We start from the raw sequence: 23,608 nt of genomic DNA on the forward strand, positions 1-23,608 counted from the left end.
AAGCGGGTCGCGGCCCGGCGTGCCGCTGGCTAAGGTGGCGGGCAAGGAGATGACCCATGACCGACCTGTCCCCCAGTTACCACTACCAGGTGATCGGCCGCGCCCTGCAGGTGATCGACGCCGCGGGTCCGGCGCTGACCCTCGAAGCGCTGGCCGCCGAGATGAAGATGTCTCCCGCGCATTTCCAGCGGCTCTTCAGCCAATGGGTGGGCGTCAGCCCCAAGCGCTACCAGCAATACCTGACCCTGGGCCACGCCCGCCGCCTTCTGGCCGAGCGCCACACCCTCCTTGGCACCGCACTGGAAACCGGTCTGTCGGGCACCGGGCGGCTGCACGACCTGTTCCTGACCTGGGAAGCGATGTCCCCCGGCGAATATGCCCGGGGCGGCGAGGGCCTGGAAATCCGGTGGGGCTGGTTCGAAAGCCCCTTCGGCCCCGCCCTGGTCATGGCGACCGAGAAAGGGATCTGCGGGATCGGCTTTGCTGACGAGGTCGGGGCCGAGGCGGCACTCGAAGACCTGGTGAGCCGTTGGCCCAGGGCCAGCTATGTCGAGGACCCCCTGACGATCCGTCCGCTGGTCGAGGCGGCCTTCGGTGGCAAGGCGACCTCGCTTCACCTGATCGGCGCCCCGTTCCAGATCAAGGTCTGGGAGGCGCTGCTGGCGATCCCGACCGGCCATGTCACCACCTATGCCGACATCGCCAGCGCCATCGGCCATCCGCAGGCCCACCGCGCCGTGGGGACGGCGGTCGGAAGAAATCCGATCAGCTTCCTGATCCCCTGCCACCGCGCCCTGCGCCGGGATGGCGGCCTTGGCGGCTATCACTGGGGCCTGCCGCGCAAGCGGGCCATGCTGGCCTGGGAAGCCGCGCGGACCGAATTGTGATGCGCGGAACCCTGCCGAGTTCCATGGGAACCGGCATCCTCTCGACGTCGTTGATGTAATGTGGCACGGGACGTACCACAGGCCCACCAATGGGCGAACTACACGAGGCGAGAGTGGACATGAAGATGAAGACCCCCCTGATCCTGGCCGTGGCGGGCACGCTGGGCCTGACCGCTTGCGTTGATCCCAATGCATTCCCGAACGACCCGAACGCACGCCAGCGCCAGGGCGCAATCATCGGCGGCCTGACGGGTGCCGTGGCCGGCGTGGCCGTTTCCGGCGACGGGGACGAGCTCAAGGGCGCAATCATCGGCGGCGCGCTGGGCGCCGGTACCGGGGCGCTGATCGGGGCCGACCTCGACCGGCAGGCGGCGGAACTTCGCGGCTCGCTGAACTCGAACATCTCGGTCACGAACACGGGCGAATACCTGATCGTGAACATGCCGCAGGACCTCCTCTTCGCGACCGACAGCGCCTCGGTCCGCCCGGACCTGCGCGCCGACCTGAACACCGTGGCCTCCAGCCTCTTGCGCTATCCGAACAGCCGGATCGAGGTGATCGGCCACACCGACAACACCGGCAGCGCGGCCTACAACCAGGACCTGTCGCAGCGCCGCGCCGTGGCGGTCGCCAGCGTGCTGCGCGAAAGCGGTGTGCCGGGCAACCGCGTCGCGGCTTTTGGCCGTGGCGAGGACCAGCCGATCGCGTCGAACCTGACGCCGGAAGGACGCGCCCAGAACCGCCGGGTCGAGATCATCATCCGCCCGACCCGCTGATCGCGCGGCAGAAATGCGAAGGGGGCCAGGTCACCTGGCCCCTTTTTCATTGTGATCCCGCGAAAATCGGTCATATTTTCGGACCAATAACCAGGGTCCGTCATGCCATTCCTGAAAGTCACGCCCGAGAAGCTGTCCAGTTCGGTGGTCCGCCAGATCGAGCAGCTGATCCTCCGTGGCATCCTGCGCCCGGGTGAGCGGCTGCCCTCGGAACGCGACCTTGCCGACAAGATGGGCGTTTCCCGACCCTCACTCCGCGATGCCATCGCCGAGCTTGCGGAACGCGGCCTTCTGGTCAGCCGGGCCGGCTCGGGCATCTTCGTGGCCGAGGTGCTGGGTTCGGCCTTCTCGCCGGCCCTGACGCAGCTCTTCTCCACCCATGACGAGGCCGTCTTCGACTACATCAGCTTCCGGCGCGACATGGAGGGGTTGGCCGCCGAACGCGCGGCGGTCTTCGGGTCGGAAACCGACCTCAAGCTCATCGCCACGATCTTCGGCAAGATGGAGGTCGCGCACCAGAAGCGCGACCCTTCGGACGAGGCGCAGCTGGATGCCGAGTTCCACATGGCGATCATCGAAGCCAGCCACAACGTCATCATGCTGCACATGCTGCGGTCGATGTTCGACCTTCTGCGGCAGGGGGTCTTCTACAACCGCCAGGTCATGTTCAAGAACCGGATGACGCGCGACCAGCTTCTGGACCAGCACCGGGCAATCAACGCCGCGATCCAGGCGCGGGACCCCGAGGCTGCACGTGCGGCGATTGGCGCGCATATGGCCTATGTCGAACAGGCCTTCCACGACCAGATGCGCGCCGAAAAACACGAATCCATCGCCCGCCAACGGCTGGAGCAGGAAGCCAGCCGCTAGGCTTCGCCACTTGCCGCCCTGCCGAGTTGCATCGATGCGGTCGCGCGGGCATATAAGGGCGGTCCCGTAAAGGAAGCGCCATGCAATATCTCGACTTTGAAAAGCCTCTCGCCGACATCGAAGGCAAGGCGGAAGAGCTTCGCGCGATGGCGAAGACCAATCCCGGCATGGATGTCTCGAAAGAGGCCGAGGCGCTGGACCGCAAGGCGGACCAGGCGCTGCGCGATCTCTACAAGAACCTGACGGCGTGGCAGAAGTGCCAGGTGGCCCGCCATCCCGACCGGCCGCATTGCCAGGATTACATCGAACAGCTCTTCACCGAGTTCACCTCGCTGGCCGGCGACCGCGCCTTTGCCGACGACCATGCGGTGATCGGCGGGCTGGCGCGGTTCAACGACCAACCGGTCATGGTGATCGGGCATGAGAAGGGGAACGACACCAAAAGCCGCATCCAGCGCAACTTCGGCATGGCGCGGCCCGAGGGTTACCGCAAGGCGATCCGGCTGATGGACATGGCCGACCGCTTCCGCCTGCCGGTGATCACGCTGATCGACACCGCCGGGGCCTACCCCGGCAAGGGCGCCGAGGAACGCGGCCAGGCCGAGGCCATCGCCCGGTCGACCGAGAAGTGCCTCGCCATCGGCGTTCCGCTGATTTCCGTGGTGATCGGCGAGGGCGGGTCTGGCGGCGCGGTGGCCTTTGCCACGGCGAACCGGGTGGCGATGCTGGAGCATTCGATCTATTCGGTCATCTCGCCCGAGGGCTGCGCCTCGATCCTGTGGAAGGACGCCGAGAAGATGCGCGAGGCGGCCGAAGCCCTTCGGCTGACGGCGCAGGACCTGCAGAAGCTGGGGATCATCGACCGGATCGTGAAGGAGCCGCTCGGCGGTGCGCAGCGGGCCCCGAAAGAGGCGGTGGATGCCGTGGGCAAAGCCATCGAGGCGATGCTGTCCGAACTTTCGGGCAAGAAGCGCGAGGCGCTGATCAAGGACCGGCGGCAGAAGTTCCTCGACATGGGCGCGAAGGGCCTGGCCGCGTGAACCCCTGGGTGATCGTCGTCATCGCGGGGCTGATGGAGACCGGCTGGGCGCTGGGGCTGAAGTATTCCGAAGGCTTCACTAGGCTGGTGCCGTCGGTGGTGACCATCGTGCTGGCCTTGGGGTCGTTCTACCTGCTCTCGGTCGCGATGAAGTCGCTGCCGGTCGGAACGGCCTACGCGGTCTGGGTCGGCATCGGGGCCGTGGGCACCGCCATCGCCGCGGTGTTCCTGTTCCAGGAACCTGTGAACCTGATGCGTGTGATGGGCGTGCTTCTCATCCTTGCCGGGATCGCCGCGCTCAAGTTCGCATGATCCGCCCGCTGGCCCTTGCCGCCGCGCTGGTCTCGCCGGTCGAGGCCGGGACGCTTGAGGGGCGGCTGGTCACCTTCACGGTCGAGACCTGGGACGATCGCGAGGCCCCGCTTCTGGTCGCGCGGGGGCGGACCGTGGCGGTGGGCCAGGGGACCGAGTTCGGGCTGGGGCCGGAGGGCTTCACCGGAGGGCTCGACGTGGTGCCGGTCGCGGTAGAGATCGGTCCAAGCCGGATCGAGCTGAGCTATCCGACCGGGATCGGCCGGTTCTACGAGGCCCAGTTCAACGGCTATGTCCTGCGCTTCGAGACGGACTGTGCGCTTTTCGAGAAGGTGACGGTGGATTCCACGGCGACCACGATGAAGGTGACCGAGGTCTGGGCCGAGACGGGGGCCTTGTACATCAACGTCTCGGGGCTGGCCTACGGACCCGAGGCGCGGCTGGCGCTGGATCTCGAAGTGGCGGACTGCCCGCTCAGCTGACCGGTTCGAGGGTGGGCCTGTCCCCCACGCTACCTTCCCGGCCGCCTACCACATCGTCCGGGCCGCGATGGCGGGCCAGTTGGCGTCGTAGGCCTGCCCGTCGATCCGGCCTTCGGTGATCTCGCGGAGCATGTCGCCCACGGTCGGCAGACCCGCCGACTGGTCGCCCGAGGTCCAGAGTGCCGAGCGGATCAGCGCGCGGGCGCATTGCGAATAGACCTCGGCGATGCGGATCACGATCACGGTGCGGGGCTGTTTGCCGTCCCTTTCATAGCGGGCGAGAAGGTCCGCGTCGGCGGTCAGCCGGGCGGTGCCGTTGACGCGCAGCGCATTGTTGGCGCCCGGGATCAGGAACATCAGGCTCACGTGGCCATCGCGGACGATGTTGCGCAAACTGTCGATCCGGTTGTTGCCGTGCCAGTCCGGCAGCGCCAGAGTCTGCGCGTCTAGGACCGTGACCACCGGTCCCTCGTCCCCACGCGGGCTTCCGTCGGTACCCTCGGGTCCCACGGTCGTCAGGATGCAGAACCGCGCGCGGTCGATCCAGGCGCGGTAGGCGGGGGTGAGATGCGCCATGACCTTGACGGTCGCGGCCTCGGCCGGTGTGCCGTAGTGGGCGTGGAGGTCTTCGAGAGTGGTGATCCAGTTCATGTCGTTCCGCCTCTTGTCTGGCCCCGGAGGGTTTCACACCCTCCGGACCTCCCGTGGGATATCTGGGCAAATGTGAAAGGAAGCCCGGGTCACGCCTTGGGTTTCTTCGGCTTCGGTGGGGGCAGGTCTGCGGCGATGGCCCTTAGCGCGAGGACAACGGGGTCGGGATCATCCAGCGCATCGGTCACCAGGAGATGCGGCTTCGCGCCGGGGTAGGGCGCGCCCCGCGGGCAGTCGGGGAAGGCCGCCTGCGCGCCGGGGGTGGGTTTCAGGAAAAGCTGGTCGTCGCAGACAAGCGCCACGACCTTGCCATCCAGGTAGAGGGCGTATTCGCCGAACATTTTGCGGGGGCTGACCGGGAGGGGCGCGAGGGCGTCGAGGAGGTGCTCGATTGACTCGGCCCGGGTGCTCATGGCGCACGGAACCCGGCTTCGGCCATCAGGCGGTTCGACTGCGTCTCGACCTCGGCTTCCAGGCGCGCCATGAACTCCTGCACCTTCAGGCCCGGCGCGATCGGGTCCAGGAATTCGACCACGGCAAGCCCGGGTTTCCGCAGGATGCCACGCTTCGGCCAGAAGAGACCGACATTGGCGGCGACGGGGACGCAGGGCTGGCCGAGTTGTTCATACAGAAGGCCGGTGCCGACCTTGTAGGGCAGTGTCGCCCCGGGCGCGACGCGGGTGCCCTGCGGGTAGATGATGAGCTGCCCGGGCTCTGCTGCCCCGGCGGCGACGTCGGATTTCATCTTGGCGATGGCCGCGCCCCGCTTGCCCCGGTTCACCGGGACGCAACCGATCTTCAGCGCATACTGGCCAAGGAATGGCGTGAACATCAGTTCGCGCTTCATGATGAACTTGCCCGCGGGGACCGCGTTGAAGATCAGGATGATGTCGAGGAAACTCTGATGCTTGGCCGCGATGATGCATTCGCCGGTCGGTGGGGTGCCGCGAACCTCGGTCCTGAGGCCGGTCAGGAGGCGCAGGCTGAGAAGCGTCCAGCGGCAGAAGGTCTTGCAGGCGACCCGCGCGCCCTGCCGGGAAAACAGCGCCCAGGGGGCGAAGACGACGGCGATCACCGCCATCGCCAGGTACATCTGGACGATGAAGATCAGCGACAAGAGCCAGCGGATCGGGGTCATGTCAGCTCTCGCAGCTTCTGGAAGGCGGCCCGGCGGGTGGCCAGGAAGGCCACGATAGCGGCCAGCGGCGGCAGGGCCAAGGGCATGAGCCAATAAAGGCCGGTGAAGCCAAGCCCGGTCAGGAAGCCCCCGGCAGCATCGGCGGCGGGAAGGGCCGCGACGCCCAGCAGGCCCGCAGCCGCACCGATTGCCGCACCCCCCAGCGTGCGCAGGGTGAACCGACGGACGAAGGCGCGGGCGATGTAGCTGTCCTTCGCACCGACCAGGCGGAGGACACGGATCTCTTCGGCGTTGGTCGCCAGTGCCGCGCGGGCGGCAAGCGTGATCATCGCGGCCATCGCGGCGCCGATCAGCGCGATGGAGAGCACCCCCAGAAGCCGGATGCGGCTGGCCGCTTCCGCCAGCGGGCGGCGCCAGCGGGTGTGATCGTCAAGAAGCGCACCGGGCGCCTCGGCCGTCAGACGCTGGCGCAGGCCCTCGGAGTCATAGGGCGGATCGGCTTCGACCACCTCGATCAGGCGGGGGATGGGCAGGGCCTCGACCGGAAGGCCGGGACCGAACCAGGGTTCCAAAAGTTTCCGCGTCTCGGCATCCTCGATCACCCGGTAGCTGGCGATCCCGGGCGTGGTGGCAAGGGTTGCCAGAATGGCGTCGGTCTGGATCTGCACCTGCTCGGCCGGGGCGGAAAGGCGGATGGTGGAGGTCTTTGCCAGCGCCTCGGACCAGCGGTCGGCCAGGCGGCCGGAGGCAATCGAAAGCGCCAGGGCGAACACGCAAAGGAAGGTCATCGCGCCCGCAGTGAAGGTGGTGAGCCAGGCAGTGGGGCCTGAGGGCGGGACGACCTCCAGCGCGCGGGTGGCGGGCGAGGCGGGCTTGGCGGTGGGCAGCCTCACAGATCGGCCCCCGCAAGCTGGACGCGGTGCTTGGAAATGCGCAGGACGCGGGCCTGGATCTGCGCCTTGGCCTGCCGGATGAGGTTCAGGTCGTGGGTGGCGACCAGGATGGTCTTGCCCATCTTGTTCAACTCCACAAGCAGCGTGAGGATGCGCAAGGACATCTCCCAGTCGACGTTGCCGGTAGGCTCGTCGGCCAGGATCACGTCCGGATCGACGATGACTGCGCGGGCGAGCGCGGCGCGCTGGCGTTCGCCGCCCGAAAGCTGTGGGGGCAGCGCATCGGCAAGGTGGGCAAGGCCGACCCAGCCCAGAAGATCCGCCATGTCCTGGGGCGAGCTTTCGCGGTCGGACACGGTGAACGGAAGCGCCATGTTGGCGGCAAGCGTCATGTGGTCAAGGAACTTGCAGTCCTGGTGCACGATGCCGATGCGGCGGCGGGTGCGGGCGACATCGTCGCGCGAAAGCTTGGTCACGTCGTTGTCGAAGAGCGTGACGCGGCCCTTGGTGGGGCGCAGCTCGGCATAGGCGAGTTTCAGGAAGGTGGATTTCCCCGCGCCCGAAGGGCCGGTGAGGAAGTGGAAGGACCCCGGCGCCAGCTTGAGGGAGACATCCGTCAGAAGCTCGCCACCGCCATAGCTGTAGGCCACGTTCTCGAATGTGATCACGCCGTTCCCCTGCTGTCCCGCGTCGACCCGAACTGTGGCGTTCGTGCCGCCATCACTGCGCTTTCCATCGCACAGGCTGAAACGATTGCACAAGAGCGAGTCACAAAGCCTTGGAACGACTGGAAATAGGGATTACAACGTTCGCGGCAGCCCGAAGAAAAACAGGCTTGAGGGACGAAAATGCGGTTGGTTTGTCCGAACTGTGAGGCCAAGTACGAGGTCCCCGAGGATGCAATCCCCGAGACCGGGCGCGACGTGCAGTGTGCGAACTGCGGGCACGCCTGGTACCAGATGCGGGCCCGGACCCCGGTGGCCGAGCCGCTTGCGGCCCCCCCTGCTGCCCCGCCCGCGCCTGCCGCAGTCGCCGCTCCTGCCCCAGCATCTGCGCCCGCTCCGGCCGCTGCGGCTGAGCGCGCCGAAGTGGCTGCTCCCGCTCCTGAGCCTGTCCCTGAGCCCGCGCCGGAACCGGTAGCCCCCGACGCCGCCCCCGAGCCGGTTGTATCCTCCTCCGCAGACGCCACCACGGCCGGGCCGGAGATCGAGGCCAGGGCGGCAAGTACGGAGCCCGAGCCGGACACCGCTTCTTCCGCCGAGGCGGAGGTCGAACAGTCCGCACCCGAGCCCGTGGTCGAGGCGGAGCGCCCCGTCGAGGTGGTGCCCGCAGAGGAGCCGGCGCCGGTGGCGGCAGAGACGGCCCCCGAAGCCGACCCGGAACCCGAGGAGGAGCCTGTCGCTCCACCGGCAGCGGCAGCCGCAGCCGGGGCGGCGGCTTATGCGGTCGACGATTCCGTCCTGGCCATCCTGCGCGAGGAAGCCGAGCGTGAGGCCAAGGCCCGGCAGGCCGAAGCCGCGCGGCCGCTCGAGACCCAGACCGAGCTTGGGATCGAGCAGGCCGTGCCCGAGGTCAACCTGCCGCACCAGCCCGTCTATGAGGACGCGGCGCTGGCCGCCCGTCGGTCGCGTTTGCCGGATGTCGAGGAAATCAATTCGACCCTTCGGCCGTCGGAACGGGTGATCGAGGACGAAGCGCCGGCTGCCGTGCCTGTTGCCGCCGAGGGTCGGAGCAGCTTCCGCAGCGGGTTCCTGATGGTCCTGACGCTCGCAATCCTGGGGTCCGCCGTCTACGGAAGCGCGGATGCCATCGCCACCGCCGTCCCGTCGCTGGCCGGGCCGCTGGAAAGCTACGTCGGCTTCGTGGACAGCCTGCGCCTGCAGCTTGACGGGCTGATGCAAAGCGCCACCGTGGCCATCAACGGCACCTGACGCGGGCGTTTCGGCTTGCCCCGGACGGGGCGGGCCATTATCCCTTGCGGCCAAGCCACCCCGCGAGGAATAGTCATGAACAAGCCGCGTTTCGACAAGTCGAAGCTTCCCAGCCGCCATGTGACCGAAGGTCCGGCGCGCGCTCCGCACCGCAGCTACTTCTACGCGATGGGGATCACCGAGGAAGAGATCCACCAGCCCTGGGTCGGCGTGGCGACCTGCTGGAACGAAGCGGCCCCCTGCAACATCGCGCTGAACCGCCAGGCTCAGGTCGTGAAGCAGGGCGTGAAGAAGGGCGGCGGCACCCCGCGCGAGTTCACCACGATCACCGTGACCGACGGGATCGCGATGGGGCACGAGGGGATGCGCTCCTCGCTCGCCTCGCGCGATGCCATCGCCGACACCGTGGAACTGACGATGCGCGGGCATTGCTACGACGCGATCGTGGGCCTTGCGGGCTGCGACAAGTCGCTGCCGGGGATGATGATGGCGATGGTGCGCCTCAACGTGCCGTCGGTCTTTATCTATGGTGGGTCGATCCTGCCCGGCCGCTACAACGGCCAGGACATCACGGTGCAGGACATGTTCGAGGCGGTGGGCAAGCATCAGGCCGGGAACCTGTCGGACGTGGAACTGGCGATCATGGAAAAGGTCGCCTGCCCGTCCTCGGGGGCGTGCGGTGCGCAGTACACGGCGAACACGATGGCCTGCGTGTCCGAAGCCATCGGCCTCGCACTCCTGAACAGCTCCAGCGCCCCGGCACCCTATGAAAGCCGCGACCAGTTCTGCGAGGCGTCGGGCGTCGCGGTGATGAACCTGATCGAGAAGAACATCCGCGCCCGGGACATCGTGACCCGCAAGTCGCTGGAGAACGCGGCCCGCGTCGTGGGCTGCACCGGCGGTTCGACCAACGCGGCGCTGCACCTGCCCGCCATCGCGCATGAGGCGGGGATCGACTTCGACCTCTTCGACGTGGCGGCCTGCATGAAGGATACTCCGTACTTCGTCGACCTGCGGCCGGGCGGGAAATACGTGGCCAAGGACCTGCATGAGGTCGGCGGCGTGGCCGTGGTGATGAAGGAACTGGCGAAGGCGGGGCTTCTGCACCTCGACTGCCTGACTGCGTCCGGCAAGACCCTCGGCGAGAGCCTGGACGAGATCCGGGGCGAGGCCGATGGCCGCGTGATCTACCACATCAATTCGCCCATCACCAAGACGGGCGGCGTGGTCAGCCTGAAAGGCAATCTCGCGCCCGACGGGGCCATCGTGAAGGTCGCCGGCATGACCGAGGCCGAGCAGGTCTTCACCGGCCCGGCGCGCGTCTTCGAATGCGAGGAAGAGGCGTTCGAGGCGGTGAAGAAGCGCGAATACAAGGAAGGCGAGGTCATCGTCATCCGCAACGAAGGCCCGGCCGGTGGCCCGGGGATGCGCGAGATGCTGGCGACCACGGCGGCCCTGTCCGGCCAGGGCATGGGCAAGAAGGTGGCGCTGATCACCGATGGCCGCTTCTCGGGCGCGACGCGGGGCTTCTGCGTGGGTCACGTCGGCCCCGAAGCCGCGCATGGCGGGCCGATCGCACTTCTGAAGAACGGCGACGTCATCACGCTGAACGCGGTCACGGGCGAGCTGTCAGTCGCCCTGTCGGACGAGGAACTCGCCAAGCGCAAGACCGAATGGAAGGGTCCGCGCAAGACGGCCTACACCTCTGGCGCGGTCCACAAGTTCGCCAAGCTGTGCGGCGGCGCGCGGTGGGGGGCGGTCACGCATCCGGGTGCCAAGGGCGAAAGCCACGTCTACATGGACCAGTAAGGTCCGATGGCGGGCAGCCTGTCCCGGCGCATCGCGGCCTGGCACCAGCGCCGGGCCGAACAGCGCTGGGCCCGGCTGGCCGAGGCCGCGCCAGAGCTTGACCCGTTCGAATTGCGGGGGCTCCGGACCGAGGCCAGGGGAATTCGACGCCAGCTGGACCGGGTGCTTCAGGTCGCCGATGCGCGGCTGACAGTGCCTGCCCTGGGCGCGGGCCTGCCGCAGATGCCGCTGGGAACGGACTGGTCGTGGCGGCCCGACCTCTGGCGCGGGGCCTTGCCCGAGCCGGGCGTCGTGGCCTCGGCTGACCGAACTCCGCTGGGAGAGGGCGTCGCGCTCTACCACGACTGTCCGCTAGGTGAAGTGGTGGTGCGGCAGCTGCGGAACGACCGACCGGAGGACCGGGCGCCCTATGGGCTTGCCATCGACGTCTTCGGCTTCCGGGGCAGTTTCCTGTCCCTGGCGCTGAACCTGCCGCAGGCGGCGGTCGAGGGTCTGCAATCCCGTCACCTGGTGCGGGCCGACCTGGTGGTCGACAGCGAGCGCCCGGTGACGGGTTATGCGCGGCTGAATGTCAAGCACGGGCCGAACCTGGCGCAGCCGGTCAGCAGCCTGCCCGAACAGGGAAGGGACAAGCTGGCCGAGTTCGACCTGGCCTATACCGACCTGAACAACCGCCGGATTGAACGGGCCTGGCTGGACGTGATCCTCAACGAACCGGCCATGACCCGGATCGTGATCCGCGATCTGGTGTTCAGTCGCCGGCCGCGGGCCGAGTTGTAAAAGGTGCAGGATGAAGTGTGAGCCGGGACGGATTTCGGGCGGGGCCTGGGAGGCAGTGTTGACGTCCCCGGAACCCCCGCATGTCGAGGCGTTGCATGGCGGGCGGGCGGTCGAGGGGGTGACGGTCGCTCCGGCCGGGCCGGGACGCTTTGCCGTGCGGGTGCCGATCCCGGCCTGGGCGCTGAACGAGGGCCTGCAGACGATCCTGGTGCAGGCCGGGGGCGAACGCCTCGCGGTTATCACGCTGGTGGCGGGCGAACCGCTGGACCAGGACCTGCGGGCCGAGGTCACGTTGCTCCGGGCCGAGCTGGACCTCCTGAAACGCGCCTTCCAGCGCCACGTGCGCGAGGGTTGACACCCTCAGGCGCCTTCGGCGTCTTCTCGGGCTGGGCCAGCGAAAAGCGCCGAAGGTTGGGTCGCTTTGGTCAGAGTTGCGACAAAAGGTGTTCCCCGGCCGAGATCTCGCAGCCGGTGCCGGCCTCCGGATTGTAGCGGGTGACGACCCCGTCCTCGGCCAGAAGCGAATAGCGCTTGGACCGGGCGAAGAAGCCCAGGTGCGGCACGTCGAAGGTCAGGCCCAGGGCCTTGGTGAAGCTCGCGTCAGCATCGGCCAGCATGGTGATCCCGGCCGCGGTGGCACCGGTCGCCTCGCCCCAGGCCTTCATCACGAAGGGGTCGTTCACCGAGACGCAGATGATCTCATCCACGCCCTTGTCGGCGAACTTCGTCGCGGTGCGGATGAAGCTCGGGACATGGGCGGTCGAGCAGGTCCCGGTATAGGCGCCCGGCAGGCCGAAGATCACGACCTTGCGGCCCTTCAGCTTGTCCGACAGCTTCACCGCCTCGGCCCCGGCGTCGCCCATCTTCAGAAGCGTGGCGTCCGGGAGTTTTGAACCTTCGGCAATCGTCATTTTCCATCCTTCGTGGTCTGGGTGCGTTGCACCTTGTGTCGCATGGGTTATAGGGTCCCCCGCGGGACTTGCCAGAGGGGGTGCGTGATGCGGGTGGTGATCGTTGGGGCCGGGCAGGCCGGGGCGGCGCTGGCTGCGAAACTCCGGGTCCTTGGACATACGGGCGAGATCGTGATGCTGGGTGACGAGCCCGCGCCGCCCTATCAGCGGCCGCCCCTGTCGAAGGCCTATCTACTGGGCGAGATGGAGGAGGACCGGCTCTGGCTGCGTGCGCCGGAGTTCTGGGCCGAGCAGGGGGTCGAGCTGCGCCTGGGGCAGGCGGTGACCGGCATCGACCCGACCGCAAAGACGGTGACCGTCGGTGGCGAGGCGCTGGACTACGACCACCTGGCGCTGACCACGGGATCAACTCCCCGTCGGCTGTCCGCGGCCATCGGCGGCGCGCTGCAGGGGGTCTACACGGTGCGGACCCTCGCCGACGTCGACGCGATGCGCGACGAATTCCAGCCGGGCCGCAGGGTCATCATCGTGGGCGGCGGCTACATCGGGCTGGAGGCGGCGGCGGTGGCCTCGAAGCTGGGGCTGGACGTGACCGTGCTGGAAATGGCGCCGCGCGTCCTGCAGCGGGTCGCCGCGCCCGAGACTTCGGATTACGTCCGCGCGCTGCACCAGGCCCATGGAGTCAAGGTGCTGGAGTCCACGGGCCTGAACCGTCTGGTGGGTGATGACCGGGTGGAGGGTGCGCTTCTGACCGACGGGCGGCAGCTTCCGGCGGATTTCGTGATCGTGGGGGTCGGGATCACCCCGAACACGCATCTGGCCGAACAGGCGGGACTGGCGCTGGACAACGGGATCGCCACGGACGAACTGGGCCGTACCAGCGACCCGGCGATCTGGTCCGCGGGGGACTGTGCGTCCTTCCCGTGGAAAGGGGGCCGGATCCGGCTTGAGTCGGTCGGCAACGCCATCGACCAGGCCGAAGCGGTGGCGGCGAACATCCTCGGCGCGGGCGCGCCTTACGAGGCGAAGCCGTGGTTCTGGTCCGACCAGTACGACCTGAAACTGCAGATCGCCGGGCTGAACATCGGGTATGACCATGTCGTCTCCCGCAAGGGCGAGGGCGATGCGGTCAGCTTCTGGTACTACCGGGGCGCACAGCTGCTGGCGGTGGACGCGATGAACGACAGCCGGGCCTACATGGTCGGCAAGCGGCTGATCGAGATGGGCAAGTCGCCAGCTCCGCAAGTGATCGAGACGGCGACGGACCTGAAGCCCCTGCTCAAGGGCTGACCCCCCTCACCCCCGACCCCTTCCCCAAATCGGAGAGGGGAGACCCTCGCGGAGCGCAGATGCGGATCATTGGTGGCAGCCGACGCGGATTGAAGCTGGCCGAGGTCGGCGAGGGCGACGTTGCGGCCCATCTGCGACCGACCTCCGACCGCGTGCGCGAGGCGATCTTCAATCTGTTGATCAACGCGCATGGCAACCCGGTCGCGGGCGCGCGTGTGCTGGACCTGTTTGCGGGAACGGGGGCCCTGGGGCTGGAGGCCCTGAGCCGGGGCGCCGCGGAGGTGACGTTCGTCGATGACGGGGCGAAGGCGCTGGCGCTGCTCAAATCGAACATCGCGAAGATGAAGGCGGAGGGAGAAGCCCGCATTCTGCGCCAGGATGCGACACGGCTCGGGCCGAATGCCGGGCCGGGTTTCGGACTGGCGTTCCTCGACCCCCCCTACGGCAAGGGGCTGGGTGAACGCGCCCTCGCTGCGGCCGCCCGGGGCGGCTGGCTGGCCCCCGGCGCAGTGGTCGTCTGGGAGGAAGGCACTGCCCCCTCCGTACCAGAGGGGTTTGCGCTTGCCGACCAGCGCAAGTATGGCGACACCATCGTGACTTTGGTGAGAGCGCCGGAATGACCCGACCCGATGCCGTGCTGTTCGACTGCGACGGTATCGTCGTGGACAGCGAGGGGCCGACCCTGGCGCTCTTCGTCGAGGAGCTGGCGCTGCACGGGCTTCCCCTGACGCTCGAGGCGTTCGAGGCGGATTACCTGGGCCAGACCGTCGAGATGGTGGCCCGCCAGGCCACGGCAGCGGGGGCAAGGCTGCCGGACGGCTGGGTCGCGCATTTCTACAGCCGGATGAACGAGGTGATGCTGGCCGGGGTGCCCCTCATCCCCGGCCTGCTGGGGGTTCTGGATGCACTTGATGCGGCGGGGATTCCTTTTGCGATGGGGTCGAACGGGTCGCTTGCCAAGATGAAGATCTCGCTTGGGCAGCACGGGATCGAGGCGCGGTTTCGCGCAGTCCTGTCAGGCCAGGCGCTTGGCCGCCCGAAGCCCGCGCCGGACGTCTACATCGCGGCGGCGGCAGCTTGCGGAGCGGCGCCCGAGCGCTGCGCGGTGATCGAGGACAGCGCCCAGGGCGCGCGGGCGGGGCTGGCGGCCGGCGCCCGGGTTCTGGGCTATGCGCCGCATGGGGCCGAAACGGCGACGGCGCGGTCTCTGGCGGCACTCGGAGTGCCCCTGTTCGCGCGGATGGAGCAGTTGCCGGACCTCCTGGGGATCACGGCGCTATAGCGCGCCGTCGGCCTAGATCCTGCGGCGGGCGCGCAACGCGGCGCCGATGGTGCCGTCGTCCAGATAGTCAAGCTCGCCGCCAATCGGGACACCCTGCGCCAGCGTGGTGATCTGCGCATCGGTGCCGGCAAGTGCATCGGCGATGTAATGGGCGGTCGTCTGGCCGTCCACGGTCGCGTTCAGGGCAAGGATGACCTCGCGGGTGGCTTCCTCGGTCACACGGGCGACAAGGCGGGGGATGCCAAGTTCCTCGGGCCCGATGGCGTCCAGCGCCGAAAGGGTGCCGCCCAGAACATGGTAGCGGCCGCGGAAAGCCTGCCCGCGTTCCATCGCCCAGAGGTCTGCTACATCCTCGACCACGCAGATTTCCCCGGTCGCACGCGCGGGGTCGGCGCAGATGCCGCAGGTCTCGGTGGTGGAGATGTTGCCGCAGATCCGGCAATCCTTGGCAGAGATGGCAACCTCGGCCAGCGCCTGCGCAAGGGGGGCCATCAGCTGGCCGCGCTTCTTCAGCAGCGTCAGGACGGCCCGGCGGGCGGACCGTGGGCCGAGACCCGGCAAGCGGGCCATCAGCTCGATCAGCGCCTCGATGCCGGTCTCGTCCCGCGTCATCAGAACGGCAGCTTCATGCCGGGGGGCAGGCCCATCCCCTCGGCCAGGCGGGTCATCTCCTGTTCGGAGCGGGCCTTGGCCTTGACTTGCGCGTCATGGATGGCGGCAAGGATCAGGTCCTCGACCACTTCCTTCTCGCTTGCCACCAGGATCGACGGATCGATGTCAAGGCCCGTGACCTCTCCCTTCGCCGTCGCGCGGGCTTTCACCAGCCCCGCCCCGGCTTCGCCGACGACGACGATGCGGGCCAGCTCTTCCTGCAGTTCGACCAGCTTGCCCTGCATTTCCTGCGCGGATTTCATCATCTTGGCCATGTCGCCAAGCCCGCCCAAACCGCCGAAACCTTTCAGCATGTCGTTCCCTCTCTGTTTCCCCAGAGATACGGGCTGCGGGGGCAGGGTGCAAGCTCAGGGAGTTGCGCGGAACAGCATTCGGCGGGGTTGGAAGCCGTTCGCGCGGAAGAAGGCATGGGCGTCGGTGTTGGCTTCCCAGGTGTCCAGCAGGATCTCGTCTGCTTGCAGGTCGCGGGCAAGCTGGCGCGCGGCCTGAAGGAGAGCGCGGCCCTGGCCCTGGCGGCGGGCCTCGGGCGCGACGGCGATGTGGTCGACCATCAGGCGGCGGTAACCCGGCGAGAAGATCGAGCGCTCGCGGGTCTGAAGCTGGCAAAGGGCGTAACCGGTGGCGGGATCCCCGGCCAGAAAGGCAGTGCAGGCAGGGTCTGCCAGGCGGTCGTCGAACCAGGCGGTCAGCGCGTCGGGGTCGGGGTTCGGGAAGAACGCTTCGGGGTAGTGGGCGGCGTGCCAGGTCTGGACGTGGGTGTTCAGCCGCGCAAGGGTCGCGGCGTCCGCAGGGGTGGCGCGGCGGATCATTCCTCGAACGGGTCCCAGTCGTCGTCGACCTCGGGCTCGGCCACGGGCAGGGCGGTCTCGGCGGCCTGGGCGGTGATGGTCTCGGGACTGCGGACCTCGCTGATCTTCGCGCCGGGGAAGGCGGTCAGGATCGCCTGGACCAGCGGGTTCGTGGCCGCCTCGGCCTTGACCTGCTGGAGTTCCGCGTTGCGGGATTCGGCGATGGTGGGCGCGCCGCCGGACGAGACGACCGAGACTCCCCAGCGCGCGCCAGTCCAGCCTTGCAGGCGCTGGCCAAGTCGCGCGGCAAGGTCGGGCTTGGCACCGGGGGCGGGTTCGAACTCAATCCGGCCGGGTGCATAGCGGACAAGCCGCAGGCCGGTCTCGACCTCGTTCAGAAGCAGCATGTCGCGCTTCGACCGGATCAGCTCGATGACCTGGTCGAAGGTGGCGTAGACCTGGAGCTGGCTTTCCGCCAGCGCCGGGGCGGCGGCGGTCATCGTCGGACCTCGGGTGGGGGCCGAGTGGACGGGGGCCATCCGCGGCGCATGGATCGTGGCTCCGCCGGCCGGTGCGCCGCCTTGCAGGCCGCCGCCGCCGGTGGGCGGTCGGGGGCTGTCTTGCAGCTTCTTCACCAGCGTCTCGGGGTCCGGCAGGTCGGCGACATGGGTCAGGCGGATGACGGCCATCTCGGCGGCCATCATGGCGTTCGGGGCCAGCGACACCTCTTCGACCGCCTTGAGGAGCATCTGCCACATCCGTGTCAGCGCGCGCATCGGCAGGCGGCTGGCCATGTCCTGACCACGGCTCTGTTCGTCAGGGGGAGTTGTCGGATCCTCGGCGGCCGAAGGGTTGATCTTGATGACGGAAATCCAGTGCGTGATCTCGGCCAGGTCGCGCAGGACCGCCATCGGGTCGGCCCCGTCGGCATATTGCGACGAAAGCTCCGACAAGGCGGTTGCCGCATCGCCCTTCATGATCAGGTCGAAGAGGTCGAGCGTCCGGCCCCGGTCCGCGAGGCCCAGCATGGCGCGGACCTGGTCGCCCGTGGTTTCCCCGGCGCCGTGGGCGATGGCCTGATCCATCAGGCTCATCGCGTCACGGACGCTGCCTTCGGCGGCGCGAGTGATCAGCGCCAGCGCGTCGGGCGCAAGCTTCGCACCTTCCAGGTCGGCCACCTTGGACAGGTGCGCCATCATCACCTCGGGCTCGATCCGTTTGAGATCGAACCGCTGGCAGCGCGACAGGACGGTGACCGGAACCTTGCGGATTTCGGTGGTGGCGAAGATGAACTTCACATGCGCCGGGGGTTCCTCCAGCGTCTTCAGAAGCGCGTTGAAGGCCGCCGTGGACAGCATGTGCACTTCGTCGATGATGTAGACCTTGAAGCGCGCACTGGCCGCCCGGTAGTGGACGCTGTCGATGATCTCGCGGATGTCGCCGACCCCGGTGCGGGAGGCCGCGTCCATCTCCATCACGTCGACGTGGCGCCCTTCGGCGATGGCGCGGCAGGGCTCGCAGACGCCGCAGGGTTCCGTCGTCGGTCCGCCGGTGCCATCAGGGCCGACGCAGTTCAGCCCCTTGGCGATGATCCGAGCCGTGGTGGTCTTGCCCACCCCCCGAACCCCGGTCATCACGAAGGCATGGGCGATCCGGTCCGCCGCGAAGGCATTCTTCAGCGTGCGCACCATCGCCTCTTGCCCGATCAGATCGGCAAAGGTCTGCGGGCGGTACTTGCGGGCAAGGACCTGGTAGGCTTTCTCGTCGGACATGGAACCCTCGTGACTCACGGGGGAGATTAGGACGCGGGGGGCGGAAGGTCCACCGGGAAGGGCGGGAATGGTCATCGCAGAGCTGGCTTTGGGCGGGGGCGTACTGGGGATCGGGCCGATGCCGGGCCGCGGCGGACCCTATGAGCGCGAGCTGACCGAGGTGCTTGCATGGCGGCCGTCGCTGGCGTTGACCATGACGACGGCAGAGGAGTTGGCGGCCAAGGGGGCGCAGGGGTTGCCGGGGGACCTGGCCGAGGCCGGGATCACCTGGCTGCACCTGCCGATTGCCGACTACGGCCCGCCGCTCGGAGACACGCTGGCCGCTTGGCCCGCGGCCTCGGCAGAGGTGCGGAAAGTTCTGGCCGGTGGCGGCAGGGTCTGGGTCCACTGCATGGGCGGGTGCGGGCGGTCGGGGACGGCCGTGCTGCGCCTGATGGTCGAGGCCGGTGAAGAACCCGCTGCGGCGCTAATGCGGCTGCGCGCGGTCCGGCCCTGCGCGGTGGAGACGCCGGAGCAGTTTCAGTGGGCGGCGGGGGGCAAGGGTCCGTAAAGCCTTGCGGGAAGGCCGCGCAGGACATCGGACTTGCGGCGGGCGCGGGCCAGAGTCCAGCTGCCCTGAAAGCCGATGATGAAGGTCTCGGCGGCGTCCCGGGCGGCACCGGCGGGCATCCCCAGCGCCTCGCCATGATGCGCGGCGGCGGCGATGATGCGGTCGAAGGACTGTTCCGCCTGGGCGCGGAAGCGGTCGTGGTCGGGGCCCTCGAACAGAAGACCGAAGATCGGGCAGGCGTCGGCGCTATCCAGGATGTCGAAAAGCTTGGCCATCTTGTAGCAGAAGGTCGTGACCCCCTGGCGCCAGTCGGGTACGGCGCGGAAGCTGTCGTCGATCACCCGGATGATCTCGGACGCCGTCCAGTCGGCCGCGGCGCAGGCGAGGTCTGCCTTCCCGTCCGGGAAGTGGTGGTAGAGCGACCCCTTGGGGACCCCTGCCTCGGCCAGGATCTCCGCCAGACCCGTCCCGTCATAGCCGCGCTGCCGGAACAGCCGCGTGGCAGCCTGGACCAGTCGCTCGCGGGTGGAGGGTTCGTCGCTCATCGGCCCAACATATGCGGTGGCGGCCTGCAGGAAAAGCCTAGACCGATCGGTCTAGGCATGCTACTAGACCAATCGGTCCAATGGCGGAGGCAGCGATGCTGGATGCAGCTTTACCGATGGGCGTAAGCGGTGAGGAACTGGACATCCGCAGCGATGGGGCGGTCCTGCGCGGGCGGCTCGTGCGGCCGAGGGGCACCCCGCGCGCGGCACTGGTGCTGCACGGGGCCACGGGGGCTCCGGCCCGGTTCTACCGGGGCTTCGCCGACTGGGCCGCGCGCGAACGCGACCTCGCGGTGCTGACCTACGACTACCGGGATTTCGGGGCTTCCCTGCGACGTCCGATGCGCGGGTCGAAGGCGACTCTGGCGGACTGGGGGCGGCTGGATCAGGCCGCGGCCCTTGCGGCGCTGGCGCGGACCTGTCCGGGGACCGAGTTGTGGGTGCTGGGCCATTCGGTCGGGGGGTTGTGGATGGGCTGGCACGCGGGGATGGAACGCGTCACGCGCGCCATCACCATCGGGGCAGGGCTCACGCATGTGACCGACCATCCCTGGCGCTACCAGTGGAAGGCGCGGGTCTTCTGGTCGCCGCCGGTGCGGGCGCTCGCGGCTGCGGCGGGCTACCTGCCGGGCAAGCTGGTTGGTTTGGGCGCGGACCTGCCCCGCGGCGTCTACGAGGATTGGCGGCGCTGGTGCACGACGCGGGGCTGGCACCTGTCGGACGTGGGCCGGACCCTGTCTCTGCCCGAGGCCGGGCGGTTCCGGGGTCGGCTGCGCATGATCGCGGTGGCCGATGACGACCTGGTGCCTCCTGCGGCGGTCTGGCGGGCGCGGGCACTTTTCCCCGAGGCGATGAAAGAGCAGAAGGTCCTGCGTCCCGCAGATTTCGGCCTGGCCAGCATCGGGCACATCCCGCCCTTCACCCGGCGCAACGCGGTGCTGTGGCCGGCGATCCTGGACTAGGGCGCGACGCTTCGTTGACGCGGGCGTCCTGCTCCGGTGCCGGGCGTCAGCGCATCAGATCGGCTTCCGACCAGCCCAGACGCGCCATGTCCTCGGCCCGCGCCGCGGCATCGTCGCCCACGATGAATTCGTCCAGCTGCGGCGGCCTTACGCCGGTGGCCGAAAGCATCCCGTGCACCTGGCCGCGGTGATGGGTCTGGTGCTGGAAAACGTGCGACAGAAGGTCATCGCGCCGGTCGTGCTGGACCCGCTCGCCCCGGTCGACGGCGACGATTTCGGTCAGCGTTTCCGGCCGCAGGCTTTCCACCTGGGCGATCAGGTCAAGGTCGCTTTCCGCCTGCCAGTCGACCAGGGAAGCAAGGTCGGGGCAGAAGCTGGCCTCGTCCAGCCGCGCACGGTCAAGCGGGCGACCGGCAAGCGCATCCAGATAGAAGCGGTCGACCATCAGGATATGGTTCAGCGTCTTCTGGATCGTGCCGAAGAAGGCAGGACGCGGCACGGTCAGCTCGGCAGGATCAAGCGCCGCGCAGGCGCGGTGCAGACGGGCGTTGGCCAGGCGGTTGGCCTGGGCAAGCTTGCGAAAGAGGCGGAGAAGATCGGACATTCTGCCTATCCTTGGGCAAGGTGACGGGAGCCTTCCCAGGTCTCCAGGATCACCAGGAATCCGGCAAAGGCTAGTGAGGAACGACCCGGACCTCAATGCCTCGGGATGCCGAGTTGGCACGGCTGGCACCCGGGGCGCAGGACCCCACGTCCTCCCGCCGCTGGGACCGCCTGACCGTCTTTCGTCGTGGCGCGTGCCCGATTAATGAAAAAGGGTCTCGGCCACCGGCCAAGACCCTTCTACGGATCGGAAGACCCTCAGCCCTTCTTCAGGACCTTGGACCCCAGAAGCTCGGCGATCTGCACCGCGTTCAGTGCGGCACCCTTGCGCAGGTTGTCCGACACGCACCACAGGTTCAGCCCGTTCTCGATGGTGCTGTCCTGCCGCACGCGGCTGACATAGGTCGCGAACTCGCCCACGCATTCGATGGGCGTGATGTAGCCACCGGGTTCCCGCTTGTCGACCAGCATGACGCCGGGGCTCTCCCGCAGGATGTCCTGGGCTTCCTGCCAGTCCAGGAACTCCTCGGTCTCGATGTTGATCGCTTCCGAGTGGCCGACGAACACCGGCACGCGGACGCAGGTCGCCGTGACCTTGATCTTCGGGTCGAGGATCTTCTTCGTCTCGGCCACCATCTTCCACTCTTCCTTGGTCTCGCCCGAGTCCAGGAAGACGTCGATATGCGGGATCACGTTGAAGGCGATCTGCTTGGAGAACTTCTTCGGCGGCACGTCATCGGTCGGGTTGTAGACGGCCTTGGTCTGGTTCCAGAGCTCGTCCATCCCTTCCTTCCCTGCGCCCGAGACGGACTGGTAGGTCGACACCACGACGCGGGTGATCTTCGCCCGATCATGCAAGGGCTTCAGCGCCACCACCATCTGCGCGGTCGAGCAGTTGGGGTTCGCGATGATGTTCTTGTTCTTGTACATGTGGATCGCGTCGGCGTTCACCTCCGGCACGATCAGCGGGATTTCCGGGTCGTAGCGGTAGAGGGACGAGTTGTCGATCACCACGCAGCCCGCCGCGGCGGCCTTGGGCGCGTAGATCTTGGTGGCCTCGGACCCCACGGCGAAAAGCGCGATGTCCCAGCCGGTGAAGTCGAAAGTGTCCAGGTCCTTGGTCTTCAAAGTCTTGTCGCCGAAGCTGACCTCGGTGCCGAGAGATTTGCGCGACGCCAGCGCGGCGATCTCATCGACCGGGAACTCGCGCTCGGCGAGGATGTTCAGCATTTCGCGGCCCACGTTGCCCGTGGCACCCGCGACGACGACCTTGTAGCCCATCGGGGTTCTCCTTTGTCCGTCCCAAGGCGGGACGGGCGGCTGTTAGCCTAAGGGCCGTGCGGGGAAAAGCGGATTCGTCGGGGCCGCGTCAATGCGGCCTGTCCTGTGACCAGAGATAGACGAAAAGGCCAGCGGCGGTGGCCGCCGCGAAGAACAGGAACACTGCCTCGAAGGGCGCTGCGGGGGGACCCGCCTCGGTCGCGGCATGAAGGCGGCCGGTGATGATCTGCGCGATGCCGATGGGGGCGATGCCGAAAAGGTTCAGCAGGGTGACGCCCCGCCCGGTCAGATGCGCGGGCACGAAGGACCGGCCGTGCGCCAGCACGATGGGGAAGGTCGCCCCGAAGAACCCGGCCGCCACCAGAAGCGCCGTGGCGACCAGCGGCGGCGCGGCGGCGAACCACCAGAGGCCGAACAGACAGGCCAGCGTCACGGCATTGCCCACCACCACCACCAGCTTCCGCCGCCCCAGCCAGCGGTCGAGCGGCCCATAGGCGAAATTGCCCGCCACCATCGCCAGTCCCATCCACAGGCTGACCTGCCCGATCTCCAGCTGCCCCGCGCCGTGGACGTCCGAGAAATAGGGCCCGATCCACAGCCCCCGCAGCCCGGCGATTGGCGCATAGCAGACCATCATCATCACCAGGATCGGCCAGAGCACCGGCATCCGTAACAGCTCCCAAAGCGAGCCCCTGGCCGCGCCCTCCAGCCGCTCGGGATCGCGCACCAGCAGCAGGATCGCCAGGGCGACCGCCCCGGTGATCGCGCCCAGTCCCAGGACCGTCTCGCGCCAGCCGAAGGCCGTCACCGCCCAGGACAAGGGCAGCGAGGCCGCGACGTTCCCCAGCGTCCCCACCCCCAGCATCAGCGCCGCAAGCGTGCCGAACACGGCGGGGGAATAGCTGCGGGCAAAGATGAAATAGCCCGCCATCAGCACCGGCGCGCAGCCGACCCCGATCAGCGCCATCGCAACCTTGATCTGCAAGGCCCCGGTCGCCTGCGCAAAGAGCACCGTCCCCCCGGCCGCCACCGCCACCAGCAGGCCCGAAGTCAGCCTCGGCCCGACCCGGTCCAGCGCCGCGCCGACCGGGATCTGCATCGCCGCAAAGGCCAGGAACCACCAGCCCGAGGCCGAGGCGAGATCGGCCGCCGTCACGCCAAGGTCCCGGGTCAGGACGGGCGTCATCACCGCCAGGAAGGCGCGGTAGAACTGGCTAAGCACATATGCAAGGACGAGGGCGGCAATGCCGATGCGCATGGGGCGGGCCTTTCAGGGTCGCGGGTTTGTGGCAAGCACGGGGGCTGCGCGCAAGGGCGATTTCTTCGAAGAAATCGCAACGGAGCCTTTGAAGGCTCCGGCCCGGAGTTTTTGAAAACTCCGGCG

The 23,608-nt window shown here is 68.2% G+C and carries 29 protein-coding genes and 1 pseudogene; 16 read left to right on the forward strand and 14 right to left on the reverse strand.

Annotated elements, in window-relative coordinates:
* Positions 1-56: 56 nt before the first annotated feature.
* From ACE3Q6_RS16335 to ACE3Q6_RS16360, 6 genes are all read left to right on the forward strand, one after another.
* Positions 57-887, forward strand: a complete 831-nt coding sequence (locus tag ACE3Q6_RS16335) for a methylated-DNA--[protein]-cysteine S-methyltransferase (protein WP_374434617.1) — start codon at positions 57-59, stop codon at positions 885-887.
* Between the two features lie 119 nt (positions 888-1,006).
* Positions 1,007-1,663: an OmpA family protein gene (locus tag ACE3Q6_RS16340; RefSeq protein WP_374434619.1), complete on the forward strand. Its 657-nt coding sequence runs from the start codon at positions 1,007-1,009 to the stop codon at positions 1,661-1,663.
* Positions 1,664-1,765: 102 nt separating this feature from the next.
* Positions 1,766-2,533, forward strand: coding sequence for an FCD domain-containing protein (locus ACE3Q6_RS16345; protein WP_374434622.1), 768 nt, complete (start codon positions 1,766-1,768; stop codon positions 2,531-2,533).
* An 80-nt stretch (positions 2,534-2,613) separates the two neighbouring features.
* Positions 2,614-3,573, forward strand: a complete 960-nt coding sequence (locus ACE3Q6_RS16350; protein ID WP_374434625.1) for an acetyl-CoA carboxylase carboxyltransferase subunit alpha — start codon at positions 2,614-2,616, stop codon at positions 3,571-3,573.
* Positions 3,570-3,884: a multidrug efflux SMR transporter gene (locus ACE3Q6_RS16355; RefSeq protein WP_374434627.1), complete on the forward strand. Its 315-nt coding sequence runs from the start codon at positions 3,570-3,572 to the stop codon at positions 3,882-3,884. The genes ACE3Q6_RS16350 and ACE3Q6_RS16355 overlap by 4 nt, the downstream gene beginning before the upstream one ends.
* Positions 3,881-4,366 (forward strand): hypothetical protein, encoded by a 486-nt coding sequence (locus ACE3Q6_RS16360; protein WP_374434629.1) that lies wholly within the window; start codon positions 3,881-3,883, stop codon positions 4,364-4,366. Before ACE3Q6_RS16355 ends, ACE3Q6_RS16360 begins: the two co-directional genes overlap by 4 nt.
* A 45-nt stretch (positions 4,367-4,411) precedes the next feature.
* On the opposite strand, the gene ACE3Q6_RS16365 is transcribed toward ACE3Q6_RS16360, so the two are convergent.
* From ACE3Q6_RS16365 to ACE3Q6_RS16385, 5 genes are all read right to left on the reverse strand, one after another.
* Positions 4,412-5,017, reverse strand: a complete 606-nt coding sequence (locus ACE3Q6_RS16365; RefSeq protein WP_374434631.1) for a pyridoxamine 5'-phosphate oxidase family protein — start codon at positions 5,015-5,017, stop codon at positions 4,412-4,414.
* Between the two features lie 89 nt (positions 5,018-5,106).
* On the reverse strand, positions 5,107-5,430 hold the full coding sequence (locus ACE3Q6_RS16370; RefSeq protein WP_374434633.1) for a TfoX/Sxy family protein: 324 nt from the start codon (positions 5,428-5,430) through the stop codon (positions 5,107-5,109).
* Complete coding sequence (locus ACE3Q6_RS16375) at positions 5,427-6,155, reverse strand: lysophospholipid acyltransferase family protein (protein ID WP_374434635.1); 729 nt, start codon at positions 6,153-6,155, stop codon at positions 5,427-5,429. The genes ACE3Q6_RS16370 and ACE3Q6_RS16375 overlap by 4 nt, the downstream gene beginning before the upstream one ends.
* Positions 6,152-7,048 (reverse strand): cell division protein FtsX, encoded by an 897-nt coding sequence (locus ACE3Q6_RS16380; protein ID WP_374434638.1) that lies wholly within the window; start codon positions 7,046-7,048, stop codon positions 6,152-6,154. Before ACE3Q6_RS16380 ends, ACE3Q6_RS16375 begins: the two co-directional genes overlap by 4 nt.
* On the reverse strand, positions 7,045-7,716 hold the full coding sequence (locus ACE3Q6_RS16385; RefSeq protein WP_374434641.1) for a cell division ATP-binding protein FtsE: 672 nt from the start codon (positions 7,714-7,716) through the stop codon (positions 7,045-7,047). The genes ACE3Q6_RS16380 and ACE3Q6_RS16385 overlap by 4 nt, the downstream gene beginning before the upstream one ends.
* 180 nt (positions 7,717-7,896) lie before the next feature.
* Between ACE3Q6_RS16385 and ACE3Q6_RS16390 the strand changes: the two are divergent.
* The 5 genes and pseudogenes from ACE3Q6_RS16390 to ACE3Q6_RS16410 form a co-directional block, all read left to right on the forward strand.
* Positions 7,897-7,995: pseudogene (locus tag ACE3Q6_RS16390) on the forward strand (zinc-ribbon domain-containing protein); the annotation flags it as partial.
* Positions 7,996-8,007: 12 nt separating this feature from the next.
* The gene (locus ACE3Q6_RS16395; protein ID WP_374434723.1) at positions 8,008-8,979 is read left to right on the forward strand and encodes a hypothetical protein; all 972 of its coding nucleotides are present in this window, start codon (positions 8,008-8,010) and stop codon (positions 8,977-8,979) included.
* Between the two features lie 75 nt (positions 8,980-9,054).
* On the forward strand, positions 9,055-10,788 hold the full coding sequence (gene ilvD / locus ACE3Q6_RS16400) for a dihydroxy-acid dehydratase (protein WP_374434644.1): 1,734 nt from the start codon (positions 9,055-9,057) through the stop codon (positions 10,786-10,788).
* A gap of 6 nt (positions 10,789-10,794) precedes the next feature.
* Entirely contained in the window at positions 10,795-11,568 is a 774-nt protein-coding gene (locus tag ACE3Q6_RS16405) for a DUF6478 family protein (RefSeq protein ID WP_374434646.1), read from the forward strand.
* Positions 11,569-11,623: 55 nt separating this feature from the next.
* Entirely contained in the window at positions 11,624-11,923 is a 300-nt protein-coding gene (locus ACE3Q6_RS16410) for a hypothetical protein (RefSeq protein WP_374434720.1), read from the forward strand.
* 70 nt (positions 11,924-11,993) lie between these two features.
* Here the strand turns inward: ACE3Q6_RS16410 and ACE3Q6_RS16415 are convergent, their stop codons facing one another.
* A complete protein-coding gene (locus ACE3Q6_RS16415; protein ID WP_374434649.1) occupies positions 11,994-12,479 on the reverse strand; it encodes a peroxiredoxin in 486 nt (161 codons plus the stop codon).
* 87 nt (positions 12,480-12,566) lie between these two features.
* Between ACE3Q6_RS16415 and ACE3Q6_RS16420 the strand changes: the two genes are divergently transcribed.
* The 3 genes from ACE3Q6_RS16420 to ACE3Q6_RS16430 are packed head-to-tail and all read left to right on the forward strand — an operon-like array spanning position 12,567 to position 15,051.
* Positions 12,567-13,769, forward strand: a complete 1,203-nt coding sequence (locus ACE3Q6_RS16420; protein WP_374434651.1) for an NAD(P)/FAD-dependent oxidoreductase — start codon at positions 12,567-12,569, stop codon at positions 13,767-13,769.
* Positions 13,770-13,828: 59 nt separating this feature from the next.
* On the forward strand, positions 13,829-14,389 hold the full coding sequence (gene rsmD / locus ACE3Q6_RS16425; protein ID WP_374434653.1) for a 16S rRNA (guanine(966)-N(2))-methyltransferase RsmD: 561 nt from the start codon (positions 13,829-13,831) through the stop codon (positions 14,387-14,389).
* A complete protein-coding gene (locus tag ACE3Q6_RS16430; protein ID WP_374434656.1) occupies positions 14,386-15,051 on the forward strand; it encodes an HAD family hydrolase in 666 nt (221 codons plus the stop codon). Before rsmD ends, ACE3Q6_RS16430 begins: the two co-directional genes overlap by 4 nt.
* Before the next feature lie 12 nt (positions 15,052-15,063).
* On the opposite strand, the gene recR is transcribed toward ACE3Q6_RS16430, so the two are convergent.
* Genes recR through ACE3Q6_RS16450 form a run of 4 tightly spaced genes read right to left on the reverse strand, consistent with a single transcriptional unit; the run spans position 15,064 to position 18,283 of the window.
* Positions 15,064-15,663 (reverse strand): recombination mediator RecR, encoded by a 600-nt coding sequence (gene recR, locus ACE3Q6_RS16435; protein WP_374434658.1) that lies wholly within the window; start codon positions 15,661-15,663, stop codon positions 15,064-15,066.
* Positions 15,663-16,016, reverse strand: a complete 354-nt coding sequence (locus ACE3Q6_RS16440; protein WP_374434661.1) for a YbaB/EbfC family nucleoid-associated protein — start codon at positions 16,014-16,016, stop codon at positions 15,663-15,665. Before ACE3Q6_RS16440 ends, recR begins: the two co-directional genes overlap by 1 nt.
* A gap of 54 nt (positions 16,017-16,070) precedes the next feature.
* Complete coding sequence (locus ACE3Q6_RS16445; protein ID WP_374434663.1) at positions 16,071-16,532, reverse strand: N-acetyltransferase family protein; 462 nt, start codon at positions 16,530-16,532, stop codon at positions 16,071-16,073.
* Complete coding sequence (locus ACE3Q6_RS16450; protein ID WP_374434665.1) at positions 16,529-18,283, reverse strand: DNA polymerase III subunit gamma/tau; 1,755 nt, start codon at positions 18,281-18,283, stop codon at positions 16,529-16,531. The genes ACE3Q6_RS16445 and ACE3Q6_RS16450 overlap by 4 nt, the downstream gene beginning before the upstream one ends.
* A 67-nt stretch (positions 18,284-18,350) precedes the next feature.
* Between ACE3Q6_RS16450 and ACE3Q6_RS16455 the strand changes: the two genes are divergently transcribed.
* Entirely contained in the window at positions 18,351-18,833 is a 483-nt protein-coding gene (locus ACE3Q6_RS16455; RefSeq protein ID WP_374434668.1) for a protein-tyrosine phosphatase family protein, read from the forward strand.
* Here ACE3Q6_RS16455 and ACE3Q6_RS16460 read toward each other — a convergent pair.
* Complete coding sequence (locus ACE3Q6_RS16460) at positions 18,803-19,378, reverse strand: TetR/AcrR family transcriptional regulator (protein WP_374434670.1); 576 nt, start codon at positions 19,376-19,378, stop codon at positions 18,803-18,805. The genes ACE3Q6_RS16455 and ACE3Q6_RS16460 overlap by 31 nt on opposite strands.
* Positions 19,379-19,473: 95 nt before the next feature.
* Here ACE3Q6_RS16460 and ACE3Q6_RS16465 point away from each other — a divergent pair, with 95 nt between their 5' ends.
* Positions 19,474-20,340, forward strand: a complete 867-nt coding sequence (locus ACE3Q6_RS16465) for an alpha/beta fold hydrolase (RefSeq protein WP_374434672.1) — start codon at positions 19,474-19,476, stop codon at positions 20,338-20,340.
* A 46-nt stretch (positions 20,341-20,386) separates the two neighbouring features.
* Here the strand turns inward: ACE3Q6_RS16465 and ACE3Q6_RS16470 are convergent, their stop codons facing one another.
* The 3 genes from ACE3Q6_RS16470 to ACE3Q6_RS16480 all read right to left on the reverse strand — a co-directional run bounded on the left by ACE3Q6_RS16470 (position 20,387) and on the right by ACE3Q6_RS16480 (position 23,482).
* On the reverse strand, positions 20,387-20,944 hold the full coding sequence (locus tag ACE3Q6_RS16470; RefSeq protein ID WP_374434674.1) for a DinB family protein: 558 nt from the start codon (positions 20,942-20,944) through the stop codon (positions 20,387-20,389).
* Between the two features lie 257 nt (positions 20,945-21,201).
* Positions 21,202-22,224, reverse strand: coding sequence for an aspartate-semialdehyde dehydrogenase (locus ACE3Q6_RS16475; protein ID WP_374434678.1), 1,023 nt, complete (start codon positions 22,222-22,224; stop codon positions 21,202-21,204).
* Positions 22,225-22,312: 88 nt separating this feature from the next.
* On the reverse strand, positions 22,313-23,482 hold the full coding sequence (locus tag ACE3Q6_RS16480) for an MFS transporter (RefSeq protein ID WP_374434681.1): 1,170 nt from the start codon (positions 23,480-23,482) through the stop codon (positions 22,313-22,315).
* Between the last annotated feature and the right edge of the window lie 126 nt (positions 23,483-23,608).

The sequence above is a fragment of the Tabrizicola sp. genome (genome assembly GCF_041913445.1).
Classification (GTDB): domain Bacteria; phylum Pseudomonadota; class Alphaproteobacteria; order Rhodobacterales; family Rhodobacteraceae; genus Tabrizicola.